At 67.7% G+C, this 19689-nt stretch carries 21 protein-coding genes; 13 read left to right on the forward strand and 8 right to left on the reverse strand.

What is annotated here, in order from left to right:
- Nucleotides 1–86: 86 nt before the first annotated feature.
- Nucleotides 87–929 carry a mycofactocin-coupled SDR family oxidoreductase gene (locus tag ACIA75_RS20055; protein WP_397106038.1) on the reverse strand — a complete coding sequence of 281 codons (843 nt, stop codon included), beginning with the start codon at nucleotides 927–929 and terminating at the stop codon, nucleotides 87–89.
- A gap of 213 nt (nucleotides 930–1142) precedes the next feature.
- On the opposite strand from ACIA75_RS20055, the gene ACIA75_RS20060 reads away from it, so the two are divergent.
- Nucleotides 1143–1766: a TetR family transcriptional regulator gene (locus ACIA75_RS20060; protein ID WP_397106040.1), complete on the forward strand. Its 624-nt coding sequence runs from the start codon at nucleotides 1143–1145 to the stop codon at nucleotides 1764–1766.
- 114 nt (nucleotides 1767–1880) lie between these two features.
- On the opposite strand, the gene ACIA75_RS20065 is transcribed toward ACIA75_RS20060, so the two are convergent.
- A complete protein-coding gene (locus tag ACIA75_RS20065) occupies nucleotides 1881–3545 on the reverse strand; it encodes a class I adenylate-forming enzyme family protein (protein WP_397106042.1) in 1665 nt (554 codons plus the stop codon).
- Nucleotides 3546–3871: 326 nt separating this feature from the next.
- Here ACIA75_RS20065 and ACIA75_RS20070 point away from each other — a divergent pair, with 326 nt between their 5' ends.
- Nucleotides 3872–4753 (forward strand): IclR family transcriptional regulator, encoded by an 882-nt coding sequence (locus tag ACIA75_RS20070; RefSeq protein WP_397106044.1) that lies wholly within the window; start codon nucleotides 3872–3874, stop codon nucleotides 4751–4753.
- A 67-nt stretch (nucleotides 4754–4820) separates the two neighbouring features.
- Nucleotides 4821–6026 (forward strand): lipase family protein, encoded by a 1206-nt coding sequence (locus tag ACIA75_RS20075; RefSeq protein WP_397106046.1) that lies wholly within the window; start codon nucleotides 4821–4823, stop codon nucleotides 6024–6026.
- Between the two features lie 163 nt (nucleotides 6027–6189).
- Here ACIA75_RS20075 and ACIA75_RS20080 read toward each other — a convergent pair whose 3' ends face one another.
- Both ACIA75_RS20080 and ACIA75_RS20085 read right to left on the reverse strand, forming a co-directional pair.
- Entirely contained in the window at nucleotides 6190–6642 is a 453-nt protein-coding gene (locus tag ACIA75_RS20080; protein WP_397106048.1) for a DUF6640 family protein, read from the reverse strand.
- 1 nt (nucleotide 6643) lies between these two features.
- Nucleotides 6644–7237, reverse strand: coding sequence for a TetR/AcrR family transcriptional regulator (locus ACIA75_RS20085; protein ID WP_397106050.1), 594 nt, complete (start codon nucleotides 7235–7237; stop codon nucleotides 6644–6646).
- A 329-nt stretch (nucleotides 7238–7566) separates the two neighbouring features.
- On the opposite strand from ACIA75_RS20085, the gene ACIA75_RS20090 reads away from it, so the two are divergent.
- Both ACIA75_RS20090 and ACIA75_RS20095 read left to right on the forward strand, forming a co-directional pair.
- Nucleotides 7567–8406, forward strand: coding sequence for an SDR family oxidoreductase (locus ACIA75_RS20090; protein ID WP_397106052.1), 840 nt, complete (start codon nucleotides 7567–7569; stop codon nucleotides 8404–8406).
- Between the two features lie 119 nt (nucleotides 8407–8525).
- On the forward strand, nucleotides 8526–8717 hold the full coding sequence (locus tag ACIA75_RS20095; protein WP_397106054.1) for a DUF4177 domain-containing protein: 192 nt from the start codon (nucleotides 8526–8528) through the stop codon (nucleotides 8715–8717).
- A gap of 31 nt (nucleotides 8718–8748) precedes the next feature.
- Here ACIA75_RS20095 and ACIA75_RS20100 read toward each other — a convergent pair whose 3' ends face one another.
- Both ACIA75_RS20100 and ACIA75_RS20105 read right to left on the reverse strand, forming a co-directional pair.
- Entirely contained in the window at nucleotides 8749–10551 is a 1803-nt protein-coding gene (locus tag ACIA75_RS20100) for an MFS transporter (RefSeq protein WP_397106056.1), read from the reverse strand.
- 52 nt (nucleotides 10552–10603) lie between these two features.
- Complete coding sequence (locus ACIA75_RS20105; protein WP_397106058.1) at nucleotides 10604–11074, reverse strand: MarR family winged helix-turn-helix transcriptional regulator; 471 nt, start codon at nucleotides 11072–11074, stop codon at nucleotides 10604–10606.
- A 150-nt stretch (nucleotides 11075–11224) separates the two neighbouring features.
- On the opposite strand from ACIA75_RS20105, the gene ACIA75_RS20110 reads away from it, so the two are divergent.
- On the forward strand, nucleotides 11225–11548 hold the full coding sequence (locus tag ACIA75_RS20110) for a hypothetical protein (protein ID WP_397106060.1): 324 nt from the start codon (nucleotides 11225–11227) through the stop codon (nucleotides 11546–11548).
- 141 nt (nucleotides 11549–11689) lie between these two features.
- Complete coding sequence (locus ACIA75_RS20115; RefSeq protein ID WP_397106062.1) at nucleotides 11690–11995, forward strand: hypothetical protein; 306 nt, start codon at nucleotides 11690–11692, stop codon at nucleotides 11993–11995.
- A gap of 224 nt (nucleotides 11996–12219) precedes the next feature.
- On the opposite strand, the gene ACIA75_RS20120 is transcribed toward ACIA75_RS20115, so the two are convergent.
- Entirely contained in the window at nucleotides 12220–13077 is an 858-nt protein-coding gene (locus tag ACIA75_RS20120; protein ID WP_397106708.1) for a LysR family transcriptional regulator, read from the reverse strand.
- 110 nt (nucleotides 13078–13187) lie between these two features.
- Between ACIA75_RS20120 and ACIA75_RS20125 the strand changes: the two genes are divergently transcribed.
- The 3 genes from ACIA75_RS20125 (at nucleotide 13188) to ACIA75_RS20135 (ending at nucleotide 16530) form a co-directional block, all read left to right on the forward strand.
- Nucleotides 13188–14492 carry an NAD(P)/FAD-dependent oxidoreductase gene (locus ACIA75_RS20125; protein ID WP_397106064.1) on the forward strand — a complete coding sequence of 435 codons (1305 nt, stop codon included), beginning with the start codon at nucleotides 13188–13190 and terminating at the stop codon, nucleotides 14490–14492.
- A 285-nt stretch (nucleotides 14493–14777) separates the two neighbouring features.
- Nucleotides 14778–15605 (forward strand): GNAT family N-acetyltransferase, encoded by an 828-nt coding sequence (locus ACIA75_RS20130; RefSeq protein ID WP_397106066.1) that lies wholly within the window; start codon nucleotides 14778–14780, stop codon nucleotides 15603–15605.
- 4 nt (nucleotides 15606–15609) lie between these two features.
- Nucleotides 15610–16530, forward strand: coding sequence for a lysophospholipid acyltransferase family protein (locus ACIA75_RS20135; RefSeq protein WP_397106068.1), 921 nt, complete (start codon nucleotides 15610–15612; stop codon nucleotides 16528–16530).
- Nucleotides 16531–16637: 107 nt separating this feature from the next.
- Here the strand turns inward: ACIA75_RS20135 and ACIA75_RS20140 are convergent, their stop codons facing one another.
- Nucleotides 16638–17207 (reverse strand): hypothetical protein, encoded by a 570-nt coding sequence (locus tag ACIA75_RS20140; protein WP_397106070.1) that lies wholly within the window; start codon nucleotides 17205–17207, stop codon nucleotides 16638–16640.
- 406 nt (nucleotides 17208–17613) lie between these two features.
- Between ACIA75_RS20140 and ACIA75_RS20145 the strand changes: the two genes are divergently transcribed.
- The 3 genes from ACIA75_RS20145 to ACIA75_RS20155 all read left to right on the forward strand — a co-directional run bounded on the left by ACIA75_RS20145 (nucleotide 17614) and on the right by ACIA75_RS20155 (nucleotide 19684).
- Nucleotides 17614–18837 carry a fatty acid desaturase family protein gene (locus tag ACIA75_RS20145; RefSeq protein WP_397106072.1) on the forward strand — a complete coding sequence of 408 codons (1224 nt, stop codon included), beginning with the start codon at nucleotides 17614–17616 and terminating at the stop codon, nucleotides 18835–18837.
- Nucleotides 18838–19174: 337 nt separating this feature from the next.
- On the forward strand, nucleotides 19175–19327 hold the full coding sequence (locus ACIA75_RS20150; RefSeq protein ID WP_397106074.1) for a hypothetical protein: 153 nt from the start codon (nucleotides 19175–19177) through the stop codon (nucleotides 19325–19327).
- A 150-nt stretch (nucleotides 19328–19477) separates the two neighbouring features.
- Entirely contained in the window at nucleotides 19478–19684 is a 207-nt protein-coding gene (locus ACIA75_RS20155) for a hypothetical protein (RefSeq protein ID WP_397106076.1), read from the forward strand.
- Nucleotides 19685–19689: the final 5 nt, after the last annotated feature.

Below are 19689 nucleotides of genomic sequence, written 5' to 3' on the forward strand. Positions count from 1 at the left end.
TGACCTACGCGGTGACGAACGCTGCGACAACGAATGTCGCGCCCGGCCGACCGCGCAGCCGCACCGCACCGGGCAGCTGTCCGAGATCAGGCGCTGTTCGCCGCGCCCGCCCCGGCGTCGATCGGGAAGACCATTCCGGTGAGGTGGGCGCTGGCTTCGGCGGCGAGGAAGAGGACGACCCGGGAGACCTGCTCGGGCTCGATCGCGGCTATGGGCAGCAGGTGGGTTTTCGCGGCGAGGACCGGGGCGACGTCGTCCCAGGCCGGGTTCTCGAGGTCGGGGCGGAACTTCCGGTACATGGAGTCGTTCATGACCATCGGGGTCGCGATATTTCCGGGGGCTATCGAGTTCACCGTGATGCCGTGCGGGGCGAGTTCCACCGCGGCGGCTTTGGTCAGGCCGATCACACCCCATTTCGACGAGACATAGGCGGACATCGCCGGGCTCGCGGTCCGGCCCATCATCGATGAGGTAGTGATGATCCGCCCATAGCCCCGGGCGATCATGCCCGGGGTGACCGCGGCGAGGGTATGGAAAACACCGGTGAGATTGCTGCCGATGACTTCGTCCCAGAGTTCGCCGTTGTGCTCGCCGAGCATCGAAATACCGGTGACACCGGCGTTCGCCACGGCGATATCGATGGATCCCAGCTCCTCCTCGGCCCGCTGGACGAGGGCACGCATGGCGGCTTTGTCGGCGGTATCGGCCCGCACGCTCAGGCAGCGCCGGCCGAGGGATTCGACCATGGCGGCGGTCTGTGCGAGATCGGCCTCGGAAGCGAGGGGGTAGTCGAGTGCGTCGCTGTCTGCACAGCGATCGCAGATCACGATATCCGCGCCACGTTCGGCGAAGGCCAGCGCATGCGAGCGACCCTGGCCGCGCGCTCCGCCGGTGACGAGTGCGACCCTGCCCTGGAATTCCTGCGACATCTTCTCCCTTTCGTAGGCGCCGCCCCCGGACGGCCGGTGCCGGCCCGCGCGGCCGGGCGATCACACTAGGACTCGAACGCTTGCCGAAGGACCGCGTTCTCACTGGTCGGGAGTGCGGAGGCGGATCTCACTCAACGGAAAGATCCGTCCTCCGGACGGGGAACCTGGCAGCATGAGGGCATACGGTGCGTGGCCGGACCAGGAAGGAATGCGATGCCGAGAATCGCCGAAGCGCGCGATGCCGCGGCACCGAGTTCCACCGAACAGCGGGCCCGGGTCGAGCGGATACTCGCGGCCGCCGCCGAACTCGCGAGCGAGAACGAACTCGAACGAGTCCAGATGAACGAGGTGGCGAAAGCGGCGGGTGTCGCGGTCGCCACGCTGTACCGCTACTTTCCGTCGAAAACGCATCTGTTCGTGGCGGTGATGCTCGATCAGATCGACCGGATGCGGGAGCGGTTCGCGAGTAGAGCCCGTCCGGAGCGCAGTGCCAAGGACGCGGTCCACGATACGTTGCTGCAGGTGGTCCGGGCGCTGCTGCGCCGTCCCCTGCTGTCGGCCGCGATGATCCAGTCGAACAGTATGGCCAAGGCGTCCGCCGTACCGGATACGGCCCGGGTCGACCGGAATTTCCGGCAGCTGATGTCCGACGCGGCCGGAATCGAGCGGGTGACGGAACGGGACGCGGCGTTGCTGCGGTTACTGATCCACGCGGTTTTCGGGATCATCCAGTCCTGCCTCAACGGGCGGATCACCATTCCCGACGCGGAAACGGACCTTCGGGAGTTGTGCGATCTACTGCTCGCGGAATGGCCGGAAACATTCACCGCCACATGATGGTCGACGCCCTGCGGTGGGCTCATCGGTCGCGGGTGGACCGTCCGACGCAGGCAGCGGCGCCGCAGGGGGCGCCCGGTTCACCGGCCCCGGCAGGGTGGCCGGGGGTGATCGTCAGACCGTCAGCCCACGGCGGATCACCTTGCCGGTCGCATTGCGGGGCAGGTCCGTTGTGGTGATCCGCCAGCGGGTCGGCACTTTGAAATAGGACAGCCGCTCGGCCGCGTACTCGCGCAGTTCCCGCTCGGTGACCGTCGCATCGGGTTTCGGTACGACCACCGCCCCCACCTCCTGGCCCAGATCCGGGTGGTCGACGCCGAGCACGGCGCATTCCTGGACCGCGGGATGTTCGTCGAGGCACTGTTCGATCTCGGTGGGGTAGATGTTCTCGCCGCCGCGCAGGATCAGGTCGGACCGGCGACCGGTCAGCCGCAGCACGCCGTCCTCGAGCAGGCCGAAATCGCCGGTGCGCAACCAGCGGTCGGGGGTGATGGTCGCGGCGGTCGCGGCGTCGTCTTCCCAGTACCTGAGCATGACGAACGGGCTGCGCACGCACACTTCCCCTTCCACCCCGGCCGGCACGGGTTCGCCGAACGGGTCGCGGATCTCCAGGCTCACGGTGAGGATCGGCCGGCCGAGCGCGCCGGGATTGCGCTGCAGATCGGCGGGGGTGGCGACCGCGATCGCCGTACTGCACTCGGTGAGGCCGTAGCTGTCGACCAAAGCGTTGCGGGCGAACGGGAAGCGTTCCCGGAGCCGGTCTTTCAACGCGATCGACGACGGGGCGGAGGCCAGCGCGAACGCCGTCAGTGACGACACATCGTATTTCTCGAGATCGCCGTGCTCGAGCAGTCGCGAGGCCATCGTCGGCACCGCTCCCCAGTTGGTGACCCGCTCCCGTTCGATGAGGCCCAGGGCGGTGTTCGCGTCGAAGGCGCCCTGATACATCACCACCGCGCCGCCCGTGGCGAGCCGCGGTACGACCAGGTTGTGCAGGCTGGCGATATGGAACAGGGGCGAGGTGAGCAGGTATCGCAGCGGGCTCGGCTCGGTGCCGGTATAGGGCCGGCCGGCGAGTTCGGTCGCGAACGCGTCGGTGAAGCGGTGGTAGTCGACGACGGCCAGCAGGTTGCGGTGCGAATGCACGGCGCCCTTGGGCCGGCCGCTGGTCCCGCTGGTGTAGAGGATGACCGCGGGATCGTCCTCGTCGATATCGGCTTCCGGAAGTTCGGCGCCGGAGTGGGCGGCGATCAGCCGCGGCAGGTCCGTCTCGACGGTGAGGACGGTGATACCGGAGGTGTCGATATCGGCCAGCAGGGCGGCGCGCTTGGCGTCGACGATCAGGACGGCCGGCCGGCAGTGCTGTAACCCGTACTCGATCTCGCGGGGCACCCACCAGCTGTTGAGCCCGACACCGATGGCGCCCAGGCATTGCGTCGCCCAGAACGCGATCACCCATTCGGGGCAGTTGGCGGCCAGGATCGCGACCCGATCGCCTTTCGCCACCGCGTAGTTGTCGCGCAGGGCGGTCGACAGGGCGGCCACCGAGTCGAGGTGCTGCGCATACGATATGCGGCGGTCGGCGGTCACGAGATAGTCGCGGTCGCCCCAGGCGCGCGAGGCGGCCACCAGGGTGCCGACCGTCCGCGCGCGGTGGCGCATCACCGGTATCGGAGTGCCGAGGACGTCTTCGACGGCGATTTCGAACCGGCCACCGGGTCCGGTCAGCTCCGTGACGATCTCGGTCATGCGCAACTGGGCGTCGGCGGGTGTCGTCATGGTGCCGGCCTTTCTTTCTGTGGGCGTATCGGCAGGCAATTTCTCATGCCCGGCCGAGCCGCTGACCGGTCATTATCACTCAGCGGGACCGCGCACACCCCGTGTTCGGGCAGCCGGCTGGGCGCTCGTGCGTTCCTGCTGTCCCCGGCACGCACCCGAGCGCCGATACCGGCCGGGCACCGGCTCCCGGGACCGACGCCCGTCGCCGCTCGGACGGCATCTCGTCGTTTCCGCTCCGCGACCGGACCACAGTGCTACGGTGGTGCGAGAATGAATTTCAGTTCTTGCCTCGCGCGAGCTGTTGACCAGCGTATTTGGAGAAATCAGTGGATATCATTGATTCGGGAAATGTCGCCACTGTGCACAGCCGGACGCCGGATGTTCCGACGTCCATGGTCGAGCGGATGACCCGGATTCTGGATGCGTTCGACGGTCACCAGGTGCGTCTGTCGCTCGAAGAGGTCGCCTACCGTGCTCAGTTGCCTCGCTCCACCGTCTACCGCATCCTGCATCAGCTGGTGTGTTCGGACTGGGTCGAGCACACCTCGTTCGGTTATGCCCTGGGACGCCGCGCGGCCCGCCTCGGCGGCGACGAGCGCGGCCGGATCCGGGCGGCGTCGGCCCCGCTGCTGCACGAGCTCCATCTGCGGACGGGCATGGTGGTGCACCTGACGGTGCTCGACGGTGGCGACAGCCTGTATCTCGACAAGATCGGCGGGTCGTTCGCCACCCGGCTGCCGTCCCGGGTGGGCGGTCGCGCCCCCGCCTACTCCACCGCCGGCGGGAAAGCGATTCTGGCGTGGCTGGAGCCGGAGGTGATCGACGGTCTCTACGGCCGGTCCTTCCAGCGACGCACCGACCGCACGATTACCGAGCCGGCAGCGCTGCACCACGAACTGAACCGGATCCGGCTACGGTGCGGTCTCGCGTTCGAGCGCAGCGAATCGGTGTCCGGGGTGGTCTGCGTGGGTGCCGCGGTGCGCGGTCCGGAGGGGCCGGTCGCCGCTGTCTCACTATGCGGGGACGCCCGTAGCACGCAGCTCGACCGGGTGGCGCCGCTGGTGGCCGGGGCGGCCGGGGAGGTGTCGCGAACGCTGTTCCCCGATATCCGGATCCGCACCGGCGACCGCGGGAAATCGCCGCGGCGATCGGAACGGGACTGGCTGTCCGGGGCAGCCGATCGGCTGCTCTCGGCCGAGGCCGGGTAGCCGACCGCGGTGGCACGGGCCACCGCCCGACCCATCGATTCCCATGCCTGTGCTCGATCGGAGTTCCATGATGTCTGCTGTCCGCCGCCCCGGCGCCCGGAAGTGGTACCCGGCGGCGGTGTTCGCCACCCTGGTTCTGGCCCTCGCCGGATGTGCCGATGCGCCCGTACCGCCCGAGCGCGCCGAGCCGGGCGCGCTGATCACCGCGACACCGATCCCGGCAGCACCGGGTGCGAACTCGCCGGCTTCCGTCGCCGGCCGAGCCGAGCGCATCACCTATCTGTCGGAATCCGCCTCCGGACAGTCGATCCTGGTTTCGGGAACGGTGGCGATTCCGGCGGGCGACCCGCCCGAGGGCGGCTGGCCGATCATCAGCTGGGCGCACGGCACCACCGGTGTCGGTGACGCCTGTGCACCGTCGGCCGACAGTGCCGGCGGGCCCGCGCACGATTACCTCGCCGTCACCGACCCGGTGCTGGCTCGGTGGGTGCACGACGGATACGCGGTGGTGGCCACGGATTACGAAGGACTGGGCACACCGGGCGGCCATCCCTACATGAACGGCGTCAGCGCCGCGCATACCGTCACCGATATCGTCCGTGCCGCACGCGAACTCGACCCCGGGATCGGCGCGAAATGGGTGGTGGCAGGACACAGCCAAGGCGGGCACGCCGCGCTGTTCACCGCCGCCGATGCCGCACGGCGCGCCCCGGAACTCGACCTCCTCGGCGCCGTGGCCTACGCACCGGGCAGCCGCACAAGCGAGACCGCCGCCTATATGGCGGCCGGTGGCCCCGGGGTACGGGCGGCGGTCCCGTTCCTGCCGGTACTGCTGCTGGGAGCCGAGGCCGCCGACCCGGCCCTGGTGGCCGAGACGATGATCAGCGACGCCGCGAAACCGCTGCTCGGTGCCGCACGGACGGGCTGTATGGACCAGATCAGAGCGGCAGCGGCCACGATCCCGGCCGGCGGTCTGTTCGCCCCCGGCGCGGATACCGCCGCGCTCACCGCCTACTTCGCCGGCCAGGAGCCGGACACCCTCTCCCTGACGGTCCCGACCATGGTCGCGCAGGGCACCGCCGACGCTCTGGTCGCCGAGCCGGTCACGAAACAGATCACCGCCTCGTTGTGCGCCAACGGCTCGCCCCTGGACTATCGGACGTACGAGGGCGCCGACCACCGCGCTGTCCTCGAGGTCGCGCGTGGCGATGCCGATGCCTTCCTCAGCTCCCTGTTCGCCGGACAACCGCCCGGCACGGTGTGTGGGTCCTGACTGATCCGAGATCGGCCCGCTGATCCCGCCCGGAATGCAGTCACCGGAGACAACCGAACGTCAGCTTTCGGCCCCGTGTGCTGCATGAGCGGTCTCGCCGACGTCAGCGTTTGCCGCACTTCGGATCGGACACACGGAACGCCGCGGCCGGGCGACAGCCGTGTCAGTTCTCCCGTTCGGTCCGGGTGACGACCAGGGCGGCGACGAGCAGAAGTGCCAGCAGAATCACGGCCAGCAGTACCTGGGGGTGCAGGCCGATGATCGTCTCGGTGTCGAATTCGGGGTCGTGCACGGCGGTACCGGGGAACAGCATCGCACCCAGCAGGCCCAGCCACGGCGTGGCCAGGATCGTGCAGGCTGTCCACACCCGCGACCGGGTGCCGCCCCCGCGCCGGGCCAGCAGTACCAGTGCGACCACGCCGAGCAGGATCGATAGGACGATGTACTGGGCGTCGTGGAACTTCGCGTGCGGCGGCCATGCGTCGTTGCGCAGGTGCTGGGCCGCGCCGGCCGGGATGACGAAATCGGCCAGCAGCGCGCCGAACGCGGTGACGAGCGCGACCAGTACGGCGAGAAGGCGCGGGGCGGAGAGGTTTCTGGTTACCGGAGTCGTCATGTCACGAGATTCCTTGCTGGTGTGGGGGTTTCGTGGAATGGCAGCGCAGGAAATCGTCGACGACATCGTGCACGTAGTCGAGTTCGAAGGTGCGATCGGCGACCAGTCGCCGGAAGAACAGCGGACCGTGCAGTTGATCGAGAGCGAGGTCGATATCGAGCGCGGCCGGCAGTTCGGCGCGAGTGACGGCATCGGTCAGGATCGCGCGCACCACCTGGGTGCCGGAGCGGTACAGGGCCTCCTTGGCCTCCGCGAATTTCGGGTCGACAGCGGCCCTTTCGATCATCACGCGCATCCCCTGCTCGCTGGCCGGTTCGTGCAGCATCGCGCGGGTTCCGGTCAGTGCGGTCCGCAGGTCGGCCCGCAGGTCGCCGGTCGTCTCCGGCTGCGCCAACGCGATATGCCAGGTCAGCGTGGCGCGGACCAGATCTGCCGGTTCGGGCCAGAGCCGGTACAGCGTGGCCCGGCTGATACCGCTGCGGGCCGCGACGGCGCCGTGGGTGAGACCGGACATTCCCTGCTCGATCAGCAATTCGCGGGCCGCGGTGAGTGCCGCCTCGCGACTGCGCACCGTGCGTGGGTCCGGGGGTCGCATCGCACCTCGCTATGAGACAGTTTGTTTTGAATCTTCGAAACAAACTGTATCGCACCTCCGGAGATCTGAGAAGAGATGTGGGCCCGGACAGCTGTCACGGTCGTTCCGGGTCAATAGTGATTCAGGTCACCATCCCGCGCGGCCGCCCCCGAACGGGGTGCGGCCCGTGCTCTCCGGAAGGTCGCGGCTCGAAGTCTCCGCGGAACCGGGCCGTACTACCCGGGATCGAGGTGAGGATCGAACTCTAGGCGGATGCTTTCTCCGGCCGGGGGAGCAACGATGGTGGTGTCGCCCACCGTGCGGGTGGGTCCGCGGAATGTGGAGGGTTCATGAAACTGGAAGCCGGTCAGGTCGCCGTTGTCACCGGTGCCGCGAACGGGATCGGCGCGGCAGTGGCCACCGCGCTGGTGGAGCGAGGCCTGCGGGTGGTGCTGGCCGATATCGACACCGATGCGCTGACCGTCACCGCGACCGGCCTCGGCGATCACGCCACCGCAGTACCGACCGATGTCGCCGATATCGATCAGGTACGCGCCCTGGCCGACCGCACGCTCGCCGAGTTCGGCCGCGTGGACCTGGTGGTCAACAACGCAGGCATGGGCGGCGGCGGGCCGAGCTGGGATATCACCCCTGCCGACTGGAACCGCGTCTGGGCAGTGAACGTCGGTGGTGTCGTGAACGGAATCCACGTGTTCACACCCCATCTGATCGCCGCCGGCCACGGCCATATCGTCAACACCGCCTCGCTGGCGGGGCTGACCGTCGGCCTGTTCGGCGCACCGTATGCGGCCAGTAAGGCCGCGATCATCTCGCTGTCGGAATCCCTGCACGGCGAACTCGGCCTGGTCGCCCCGAATATCGGTGTGACGGTGGTGTGTCCGGGCCCGGTGGACACCCAGATGTTCCGCGGTCTCGCCGAACTCGCCGGTCCGCCGGAGGGCGCGGCACCCGAGTCGGCGCTGCCTCCGGAGGTGATGGACAAACTGGGGCCGATGATGGAGGCGATCACCGAGATGTCGAAAGAGATGCTGCCCGCCGCGCAGGCGGCACAGATCATCCTCGACGCGGTGGAGGCCGGAAAGCTCTACGAGACTACGCACCCGGGCATGGCACAGGCCGCCCGGGAACGGGCGAACACGATCCTGGAATCCTTCGGCACACCCGCCTGAACCGGATCCCCAACGCGCCGGTTTGACCATGCCGTGGCGGCATAGTTTTGACTGTCCGTGCGAGGGCGCGTCCGCGCCGGCGTGACCGAACATCACGAACACCGAAAGGAGTCCGGCGCATGGCGGCACAGTGGGAGCACAAAGTGTTGCGGTACAAGCTCAGCATGAAGGGCTTCGACTACGACAAGATCGAGCAGGACCTCAACGACCTCGGCCGCAAGGGCTGGGAAGCGGTGGGCACGCTCGCGCCGAGCTTCGGTTCGGGCCAGGCCATCGAGATCGCCGTCATCCTGAAGAAGCTCAACGGCTGACCCTGAGCGACGTACTTGTACTCGGCCCGAGTCAGCGTCGGGCGGGTTCGGCGATCAGTTCGGACGGGGCCTCGCCGGACGCTTGCGCGGCCACCGCGGCGAGCTCTTCGCCCACGGACTCGTGGGTCTTCTCGCTGTCCGCCTTTTCCGGCCGGCGTCCCACGGTGAAGAGTGAGAAGACCGCACCGAGTACGCAGCAGATGAGCGCGAAGGTGAAGGCGGCGCTGAGGCCGTCGGCGAACGGGTCGCTGATCAGGTGGGGGAAGAATTCCAGCCCGGTCAGGTGGTCGATGCCGGCCTGCGGCAACCCGTTCAGCGCACCGCCACCGATCTGCTCTATGGGGTTGTAGCCGAGGAAGGCCGCGAACAGGATGCCGACCGTCGGCAGCCCGGCGATCCCCTGGGCGGAGGCGTCCGGCATCCCTCCTGCGGTCAGTCCGTCGAACAGCGCGGCCGGGAGATGCGCACTCAGACCGGCGATCATCAGCGAGAAGAACAGTCCGATCGACAGCACCTGCGACGCATTCTGGAAGGTCGTCATCATGCCGGCTCCCGAACCGCGGGAGGTGGTGGGCAGTGAGTTCATCACCAAGGCGCGGTTCGGTGAGGAGAACAGGCCCTGGCCGATCCCGTTGATCAGCAGGATCACCGCGAAGATCCCGTAGGTGAAGTCGACCGGTAAGGCGATCAGGGCACCGAACGTCGCCGCGGTGATCAGCATTCCGGATGTCGTGAACCATTTGGTGCCGAGCCGGTCCGACAGTGCCCCGGAGAGCGGGGCGCTGAGCAGGAAGCCGACCGTCATCGGCAGCATGTAGATACCCGCCCACAGCGGGGTGCGGGAGTAGTCGTAGCCGTGCTGCGGTAGCCAGATGCCCTGCAGCCAGATGATCAGGATGAACTGCAGGCCACCGCGGCCGATCGACCCCATCAGGTTGGCCGCGTTACCGAACGCGAACGCGCGGTTCCGGAACAGCGACAGTTCGAAAAGCGGGCTCTCGACCTTCGTTTCGATGTACACGAACGCGACCAGTACGACGAGACCACCGATGATCGCGGTCAGCACCCACGGGTTGCCCCATCTCATATCCGAGCTGCCGTAGGGCTGGATCCCATAGGTGATGCCGACCAGGATCGCGATGAGGCCGATGGCGAACGTCAGATTGCCCCACCAGTCCATCTTCGCCTTCTTGCGGACCCCGGTGTCGCGGAGTTTCAGGTAGGCCCAGACGGTGCCGATCACCCCGAACGGGACGGACACCAGGAAGATGTAGTGCCACTGGATCGGTGCCAGCACACCGCCGACGAGCAGGCCCAGGAACGAGCCGGCGATGGCGGCGACACCGTTGATGCCCATGGCGAGCCCGCGCTGGTGGGCGGGAAATGCGTCGGTGAGGATGGCGGAGCTGTTGGCCATGAGGAAGGCGCCGCCGATGCCTTGGATGATCCGCCAGGCGATCAGCCAGATCGCCGCTTCGGTCCCGTCGAACCAGGTGATCGCCAGGAAGATGGAGGAGAGGGTGAAGATGGCGAAGCCCATGTTGTACATGCGGGCTCGGCCGAACATGTCACCGAGGCGGCCGAAGCTCACCACCAGCACGGCGGTGACGACCAGGAAGCCCATCATCATCCACAGCAGGTAGCTGGTGTTCCCGGATTCCAGCGGGTTGAGGTGGATGCCTTTGAAGATATCGGGCAGCGCGATCAGCACGATGGAGGAGTTGATCGTGGCGATCAGCATGCCGAGGGTGGTGTTGGACAGCGCGATCCACTTGTAGTGCGGTCCGAGGTCGGCGGCGCCCGCGGTGGGCTCTCGGGTGGTGGGCGAAGTCATGGAGGGTTCCTTTGCAGGGATGGTCCAGGGAATGGCGGCAGGGCGCGACGCCTCATCGGTGCGGGTCGGGCGGGCCGGTGGTCCTGAGGGCGTCGGCCAGGATCGTGAGTCCGCGGCCGACCGTCACGCGATCGTCCGGGGCGAGCCCGTCGATGGCCTCGGCGAGCACCTGTGCCTTCCTGGTCCGGGCGTTGCTGATCAATTCGATCCCGTCCGGTGTCGGATTCAGCAGGCGGGCACGTCCATCGTCCGGGTCGGGGGTGCGCGCGATGTACCCCTGGGCCTCGAGGGCGGCCACGATTCGGGACATCGTCGGTGCGGAGACGGATTCGCGCTCGGCCAGGACAGAAAGCCGGACCGGGCCGTGATTGACGATCGTCCACAGGGCCGAGGCGACGCCCGCGCTGAGGTTCCGGCTCGCGCCGCGGGCGCGCAAGGTTCGGTTGATCCAGGTGAGCAGGTGGTACAGGGTCGCGACTTCGTCGGGGGAGCCGGGCTCGTCCGCTGTGGAGATGTTCTGCATGGCGCCCCCTCTTTCGTCTGTTCGATCGCAAGAGACTGGTGTTGACATAAGGATTATTAGTTGCTTCGGCTAACTAAATTAGTAGTGTACACCCGGAGCGCCCGAGCGGTCGGTCCGAGTGCCGGCGGCGCCCGCGGTGATACTGATGGTGTGGGCCTGGATATATCGCACGGGCGGCCGGCGTGGCGGAGCACCGGGAACTGGCGCTTTCCGCTGGTTGCCGAGGTGGCCGGGGAATGGTGGGTATTGCGGATCAACGGTTTCCCGGACCACGACCTGTGGACCCTGTTCATCGACGGAGTCGTGCGCGGTGATCTCACGGCGGTGCCCGCCGGCTGGGGAAAGCTCGATATGTGGGCGGCGCCGACGCTGGAACCCGCCCTCGTGGCAGCGGTGCTGGCGCCGGTCGCGGGTTTCGCCGTGTACGGCAGCGAAGTGGGGCAGCCCTGCGACGGTCCGTTCTGCTGCGGCTGACGGCCGGTTCTCGGAGGGCTCAGGTTCCCAGCCGACTCCCAGCTCGGTACGCAGCTGGGGCACAGGGAAGGGAATTACCGTCGCAGACATCGGAGAGCCGGTCGCCCGATCGGCGGAAAATCTGGTGTGACAAGGAGTTCCATGGTGAAGCTGAAGCCGGCGAGCAGGGCCTTCGCAGCTGTGGTGTGCGGGGCCGGGGTAGCAACCGCGGCCGTTGCCGGAGCAGGCGCGGCGGGCGCCGATCCGGGGCCCGGCCACAAGAAAGTCATCATCATCAACGGGCAGGAACGGTCCGATATCGATCGGGTGATCCTGCGCGAGGACATCGGCCGGGATCTGCCCGGGTATCAGCTGCCCCCGGGGAGTCCGGGAGTGATCATCCTGCGGAGCGGAGAAGTCCAGCCGGTACCCGAGGGTGCGGTACTCAGGCAGCGCGACGGTCGGTAACCGTCCCTGCCGCAGATGAACCACCGTCGGACGACGGTGCACGAGACAACCCGAGGTGGGGTCCCTCGCCACTCGGGTTTCACGGTGGCCCGCCGCGCCGAACCGGCGGTGTCACCGGCCCCGGCGGCCACTGCCCGGCCGTGGGGGCGCGACCGGCCCGGTGCGCCACGGCACCGGGCCGGTCGTCGTGGGGGCAGGGCCTTACCGTCGGTGTATTCCGCCGCCTACGCCCCGTGTAATCCGTCCAGCAATGTCGCGAGGATGGGAGTGCGGCGGGTGTCGGCGCGCAGCACCGCGGAGACGGGGATGCGCAGACGCTGGTCGGCCAGGGCGAGAGTGGCGATCCCTTCCGTCGAGCTGTTCGCGTAGAGCGCGGTCCAGGCGTCGGGGTGGTTGATCAGTTCCATCGTGGCGGTGTGGTCGGGGGGAATGGGGGGTCCGTAGGTGGGGCCGACGGGGAGGTCGGCGAAGGCGGCACGGATGACATTGTGGATGAGGACCTGCTCGGACTCCGGGGGAAGCAGCAGGGGGTAGTCGCTGAGTTGGGCGAGGGTGACATCGGTGCGGCCGGCGAGGGGATGCGCGGGGGCGGTGGCGAGGGTGAGGTCTTCCACCCACAGTTGTTCCACGACCAGCCCCGCCTGCTGGACGCTGCCGCGGATCAGCGCCAGATCGCAGTCGCCGTCGGATACCGCGGCGATGCGTTGCCGGAAGGGTTTGATGACGAATTCGATCTCCGCCCCGGGATGGGTTTCTCGGGCGCCGGCGATAGCGGACAGTGATCGGGTGGCGAAGGACATATTCGCGGTGAGCCGGACCCGCGGGCCGGTGGTCCGGATGGAGGCCCGGATGGCCGATTCGAGCCCTAGCATTTGCTTTGCTAGCGGTAGTAATCTTGTGCTCGCGTCGGTGGGGACGACCGATCGGGTCGAGCGTTCGAAGAGCTGGACGCCGAGGTCGTGCTCGAGCCGGGCGATCTGATGACTGATCGCCGATTGCGAGATGAAACAGCGGGCCGCGGCCCGGCTGAAACTGAGCTCCTCGCACACCGCGACGAAGTACGTGAGCTGGCGAAGTTCCATCTCAACCCCATTCATGACGAGATCAGATAAGAGTCATCTCAATTATGCGCCCTGAACCCTGAAATATCTGCGTTCTGGATGACGGTTAGTCATGAGTGAAGGAGGCTGTCATGCAGAACGTCACGGAAATCGGTGCCGGTGTCGAGTACGCGGATGTGGTGATCATCGGATCGGGTTTCGGTGGGCTCGCCGCCGCCAAACAGCTGGCGAAGGCGGGTGTCGATTATGTCCTGATCTCGAGCACGCCGGAACACCTCTTCCAGCCGCTGCTGTACCAGGTCGCCACCGGGGTGTTGGCGTCCGAGGAGATCGCGCCCCCGATCGCGAACATCCTCCGCCGGCACAAGGAGGCGGATGTGCGGTTGGGTCAGGTCACCGCCATCGAGCCGGATGCGGCGATCCTCACCTATCGGACTCCCGACGGCGACCGGCGGATCCGCTACGGGTCGCTGATCGCCGCGACGGGCGCCAGCCAGTCGTACTTCGGACGTGACGATTTCGCCGATAAGACCTATTCGCTGAAAACCATCGACGACGCGAAGCTGCTGCGCGCCCAGATCGAGCGAGTCTTCCGGGAGGCCGCGGACGCAGACGAGGAGACCCGCCGGCGGCTCCTGTCGTTCGTGGTGGTCGGCGCCGGAGCCACCGGTGTCGAGGTGGCCGGGCAGTTGAAGGAGCTGGCGAAGCGCCACTTCCACCAGGAGGTCTCGGTGACCCTCGTGGAAGGTGCGGGCGCGGTGCTGCCGCCGTTCGGTGGAGGGCTTTCGGAGTACGCGAAGAAAACGCTGACCCGCAGTGGTGTGGAGGTGCTGTTGGGCACCTTTGTCACCGATATCGAGGCCGGGCAGGTCACTGTCAAGGACAAAGAGGGGCAGCAGCGGCAGATCGACGCCGAGACCATCGTCTGGTCGGCCGGTGTGCAGGCGGGCGGGTTCGCGAAACTGCTGGCCGAGGCCACCGGATGTGAAACCGACCGCGCCGGGCGGCTGCTCATCAATCCCGATCTGACCGTCGGCGGCTATGCCGATATCTACGCGATCGGCGATATGACCTCACTCAACGGCTACCCGGGACAGTCGCCGGTCGCCATGCAGGAGGGCCGGCACGCCGCCGATATCATCAGTCGCGACAAACATGCCGGAACACCATTCGTGTACTGGGACAAGGGCAGCATGGCGGTGATCAGCCGGTTCAGCGCGGTCACCAAGCTGAACGAGCGCATCACCTTCCGAGGGACGCTCGCATGGATCATCTGGCTGGCAGTGCACCTGTTCTATCTGGTCGGCTTCCGTAACCGGTTCGCCGCGGTCCTCTCGTGGCTGGTGGCGTTCATCGGAACCGGCCGCCCCGGGTTCGAAGAGGTCGACGAGCAGTGGCGTGACCGAGTCCGGGAGCCGGAACGTTTCGTCGCGTAGACCAGGGCCCGGTCGGCTCGGTTGCACCCGCCGCGTTCCGCGGCGGGTGAGTACGGACCACCGGCAGTTCTCGCGGGCAGGGCCGGTCGAGTGGGGCGCGATTCTCAACGCGCTCGGTGCGCATTCGGTTCCGAGCGCGAGGCGACTCGCATTCGCCCGGCGGACGAACCGGTAGGAACCTGCTGGTGAACGCTCGGTGTGATCTGCATCTCGTTCACCGAACCGGCATACCCGCGACACTTCGCGGACGCCCCGGCGCAGTGTCGGACTGGCCTCCTTAGCCTTATGGCTATTACGTCCGTGCTGACAGCGCCGGCTCGACCGGCCGGCAGCGAGGATCACCGGTCCCGATACGCACTGATCGTCTCCTCCGATTCCGACCATCGCATCGCGGCGCAGCGACTGCGGTACAACGTTTTCGCCAACGAACCCGGCTTCGATATCCCCGACGACGGTACGGGGCTGGACGCCGACAGATTCGACGACCACTGCGACCACATGCTGGTGCGCGACGAGGTCACCGGCGAATTCGTGGGCTGCTACCGGATGTTGCCGCCGGACAAGGTCGCGGCGGCGGGCGGCTACTACACGGCCACCGAATTCGACCTGACACGCCTGGATCCGGCGGGGCTGCGGGTCGTGGAAATGGGACGGGCGTGTGTGGTGCCCGACCACCGCAACGGGTCGGTGCTCACCCTCATGTGGGCGGGGATCCTGCACTACATCCAGCTCACCGGCTACGACTGGGTGATGGGTTGCGCGTCGGTGCCGATGCGCAGCCGCCCGGACGAGCCGGCCGGCGTGAATGTGCGCGGGGTGCGCGATTTCCTGCTCGCCAAACATGCCTGCGCACCGGATAAGCGGGTGCGGCCGTACCGGCCCGTGGTGGTGGACGGTGTGCCGCTCGACGATCTGCCGGCCCCGGCCCGGCCGAAACTGCCGCCGCTGCTCAACGGCTACCTCCGGCTCGGCGCGGAGATCTGCGGGGAACCGGCGCACGACCCGGATTTCGCCGTCGCCGATTTCGTGGTGCTGCTGGGGCTGGACACCATCAACACCCGGTACCTGGATCGTTTGCGCGGGGCAGCCGCGAACTTCGACGGTGGGCGGTGAGCGGATGTCGGGGAAAACGCTGGAACAGCGGCCCGCCGAGGTGGATCTACCCCAGCACGCCTGGATGCCGTCGAGCCCGTGTGTGACCGGATGCGTACAGCACAGCGCCGAGGTCGGGGTGCTGCGCGCCGGGATCCGGGCCGCCGGCGCGCTCTCGGTGCTGGCTGCCTATCCGTTCGCGCATGTGGTCACACCGTCGTCGCGGCGTTCGGGGGTGCAGCGGTACTTCGCGGGAATGCTGCTGCGCAGCTGCGGTATTCGACTCCGGGTGGTGGATCGCCGGGAGGGGACGGGCCGGTCGCGGTTCGCGCAGCCGGGTACGGGTGTGCTGGTGGCCTGCGGGCATATCGGGTGGGCGGACATCATCGTCCTGGCATCCGTGCAGCCGCTGGCGTTCGTGGCGCGCGCCGATCTCATCGACTGGCCGTTGCTGGGACGGCTGGCCCGGATCATGCGGGTCATCCCGATCGAGCGGGAGCGGCTGCGCCGGCTACCGGATGTGGTGGATCAGGTGGGGCAGCGGCTGACCGCCGGGGAGCGGATCGGTTTCTTCCCGGAGGGCACCACCTGGTGTGGCCGGGCCTACGGGAAACTGCGGCCCGCGTTGTTCCAGGCCGCGGTGGATACGGCGACCCCGGTGCAGCCGGTGCGGTTGCGCTACCTGGACCGGCACGGGCACCGGTCGACCGTTCCGGGTTTCGTCGGTGACGATACGTTGCTCAGCTCGGTGATCCGGGTGCTGCGGGCGCGGGGGCTGACCGCGGAGGTCGTTCTCGCCCCGGTCGAGCCGGCGGGGGACGACCGGCGGGATCTGGCGCGCCGTTGTGAACGGGCGGTCCGGGCGGAGGATCTTTCCGATGCCGCGCATGCGGTGCTCGCCGCGGCGGACCGGCAGTTGATGAAGGCGGTCGCCACGTCTGTGTGATCGCCGGTTGACAAGGGGCCGGGCCCGGGTACGGGCCCGGCCGATCGTTCTATCTGGTGTCTCACTTATAATCGTGCCGTTAGATAACGGCAACTTACTTGCCGGGATCAGAACGCGCTGCCGGTTCCGGGAAGGCCGGCCAGAGCCGGGATGCCCGGCAGTGGCAGATGCGGCAGGGACGGCAGGAACACCTGCGGAGTCGGCACCAGGGCGGGCGGAGCCGGCGGAATGTAGGGGTTGGGCACATTCCACGTCTGGTTCGGGGTCCCGCCGCTGTGGTTTTCGCGATCCCAAACGGCCGGTGCGTCGTAGTCGCTGCCGCGGTTGCCGCCGTAGCCGGCGTGCGAATCGCGGTCCTCGCGGCCGTTGTGACCGGTGTTGAACTGGTCGTTCCAGCCGTCGTAGTTGTGCTGGTTGTGGTCGCGGTATCCGTACTGGCCGTTGTCGTCCCAGCCGAAGTCGTTGTCGCCGACGCCGTGATTACCGAAGCCGTTGTCGCCGAAGCCGTGGCTGTCGTCGTTACCGAAGCTGCTGGAATCGTCGGAGTCGCTGATCGCGGTGGCCGGGCCCGCGAGGGCGGGGCCGGCGGTGACAGCCAGCGGCGCCAGGGCGATGACCGCGAGCGCGGCGATCCGGGTGGCGATGCGGCGGGTGCGAGGTGCGGGATTGCGATTCATGGGGGGTCCTCACTCGTCACGCCCCGGTTCGGCTGATAGGGCGGTAGCACTTCCGGGGTGCTTTATTGATACGTTCACTACCGTACCGCTGAATAACGGCACATTCAATAGGTAGGAAGAATCTGGCTGAGCTTTTTTGTTCCGGCACCCCGCGTCCGCACTGCGCCCAGTTGTGGCCCGGACCTGAGAACTACGGCTACGGTGGTTGTGAACAGGTCGGATAAGCCGTTCGGCTCGCGAGATCGACAGACGCTGCAACCGGGTGAGTCCGGAGATGTCGCCGTGACAGCACTCCAGCCCGGTCGCGGCTTCTCGGCTGACACCGCTGACCACTGTCAACGGTGATTCCACGACGGTTCCGGATCCGGAACCGGGCCACTACCCAGGAATGTGGGGCCAGAAAAGTATGGCGATCAGCCAGGTGGCGGTGTATGCGCACCTGAGCGCCGCCGAGGTCGAGGCGCTCGGGCAAGAACTCGCCGAGATCCGGCAGGACGTGCTCGACGGCCTCGGCGCGCGCGACGCGCGGTACATCCGGCGCACCATTGCCTGCCAGCGGGCGCTCGACGCGGCGGCGCGGATGACGATCGGATTCAGCCGGCGGCGCACCGGCTGGATCGCCGGGACCGGCGGGCTGGCGCTGGCCAAGGTTATCGAGAACATGGAGATCGGCCATAACGTGAGCCACGGCCAGTGGGACTGGATGAACGATCCGGAGATCCACTCCACCTCATGGGAATGGGATATGGCCGGGCTGTCCGCGCAGTGGCGGCACGCCCACAACTATCGGCACCACGTCTTCACCAACGTGCTGGGGATGGACGACGATATCGGGTTCGGTGTCATGCGGGTGACACGTGACGAGCGATGGCAGCCCGGGCACCTGGTGCAGCCGCTGCGAAACCTGCTGCTGGCGGCGTCTTTCGAATGGGGGATCGCCTCCCAGGGCTGGTACCTGGAGCGTAAGTTCGGGCGCACGGCAGCGGGCGGAACCGGCTCGGCGCGGGTGCTGGCGGGGAAGATCGCCCGGCAGGTGGGCAAGGACTACGTCCTGTTCCCGGCGTTGAGCGGCCGCCGGTGGCGTCGCACCCTGACCGCGAATGCCGTCGCCAATCTCGTCCGAAATATCTGGGCGTATCTGGTGATCTCCTGCGGTCACTTTCCCGACGGCGCCGAAAAATTCGCGCCCGCGGTCCTCGAGAACGAGACGCGGGCGCACTGGTATCTGCGGCAGATGCTGGGCACCGCGAACTTCGACGCCGGCCCGGTGCTCGCCTTCCTCAGCGGCCACCTCTCCCATCAGATCGAACACCATCTGTTCCCCGATCTGCCCAGCAACCGATACCCGCAGATCGCGACCCGGGTCCGGGCTCTCTGTGCGAAATACGATCTGCCGTACACCACCGGATCGCTGCCGCGCCAAGCCCTGCTCAGCCTGCGCACGATCCACAAACTGGCGCTCCCGGACAGCCTGTTGATCGCGACCTCCGACGATGCGCCGGAAACCGCGTCGGAACGTAAATTCGACGGCCCTGACCGCAGAGATGATGCTCAGCCCGTCCGCGGGTTACTGACCGCGCTCCGGCTGCGCAAGGAAACTCGCGGGGTAGCGCGTAGGCCGGCGGGGTAGCGCGTAAGGTGGATATGGCCGCGCACGCCGCGCATCATCCGGCGCAGGCCGCGAATATCGGGTCACGCGCAATCCGGTCCGCTCGGACCGAGTCAGGAGTATCGATCACAGCACCGGATCCGATCGGGGACCCAGGCGCTGTTCAGGACGCTAGTTCCGGAGGTCCGGCACCCGCCGGGCCGACACCGGGCCACGGCGGCGATCCGCCGAGCCGGGCGACCTGACCACGGCAGGCCCGACCCGCAGACGATGCGGGGCCTTCGTTGCCGGACGGTACGCGTCCGCGATCCCGCGCACTGCGCGAGAGCTGAAAACCATCTACGACCGGAGTATCGATATGCAAGAAAACAACCCGAGCCTGTTCAGTCACACCCCCGCGGAACCCGAGGTCTATCCGGTCTCGGCCATCGCGCACCAGCCGGTGTTCTCGGCGGCCGAGAACGGGTCGGGCGCCGACGCGACACCCGACGACGGCGCCGAGCGGTCCTGACGGGCGCCGTAAAGCGAAACCCTCCGCAGCAACGCCCGGCCGGAGCGGCCGCGGAGGTCGCCCGTCGGGCGAACCACCGCGGGCCTCGCATCGCGACCCTGCCTGCCGCGACTCTCACCGGCAGCGCACACCGCAGATCGGAGCACGAATATGCACGACAACAACCTCGGACTGTTTAGTCATGTCCCCGCTGAGCCCGAGCCGTACGCGATAGCGGCCGATGCTCCGCAGCCGGTCGTCGACGAACTGTGCGAGCGTATCCTCGGCCATGCCAGAGGTGCGGTGGAGATCGATGACGTCGTCTTGCTCGACCTGTGTACCGCCGCTGTGCGGCGCCAGGGTGAACGACTCCGCTGACAGAT

Source organism: Nocardia sp. NPDC051750, from assembly GCF_044453135.1.
GTDB lineage: Bacteria > Actinomycetota > Actinomycetes > Mycobacteriales > Mycobacteriaceae > Nocardia.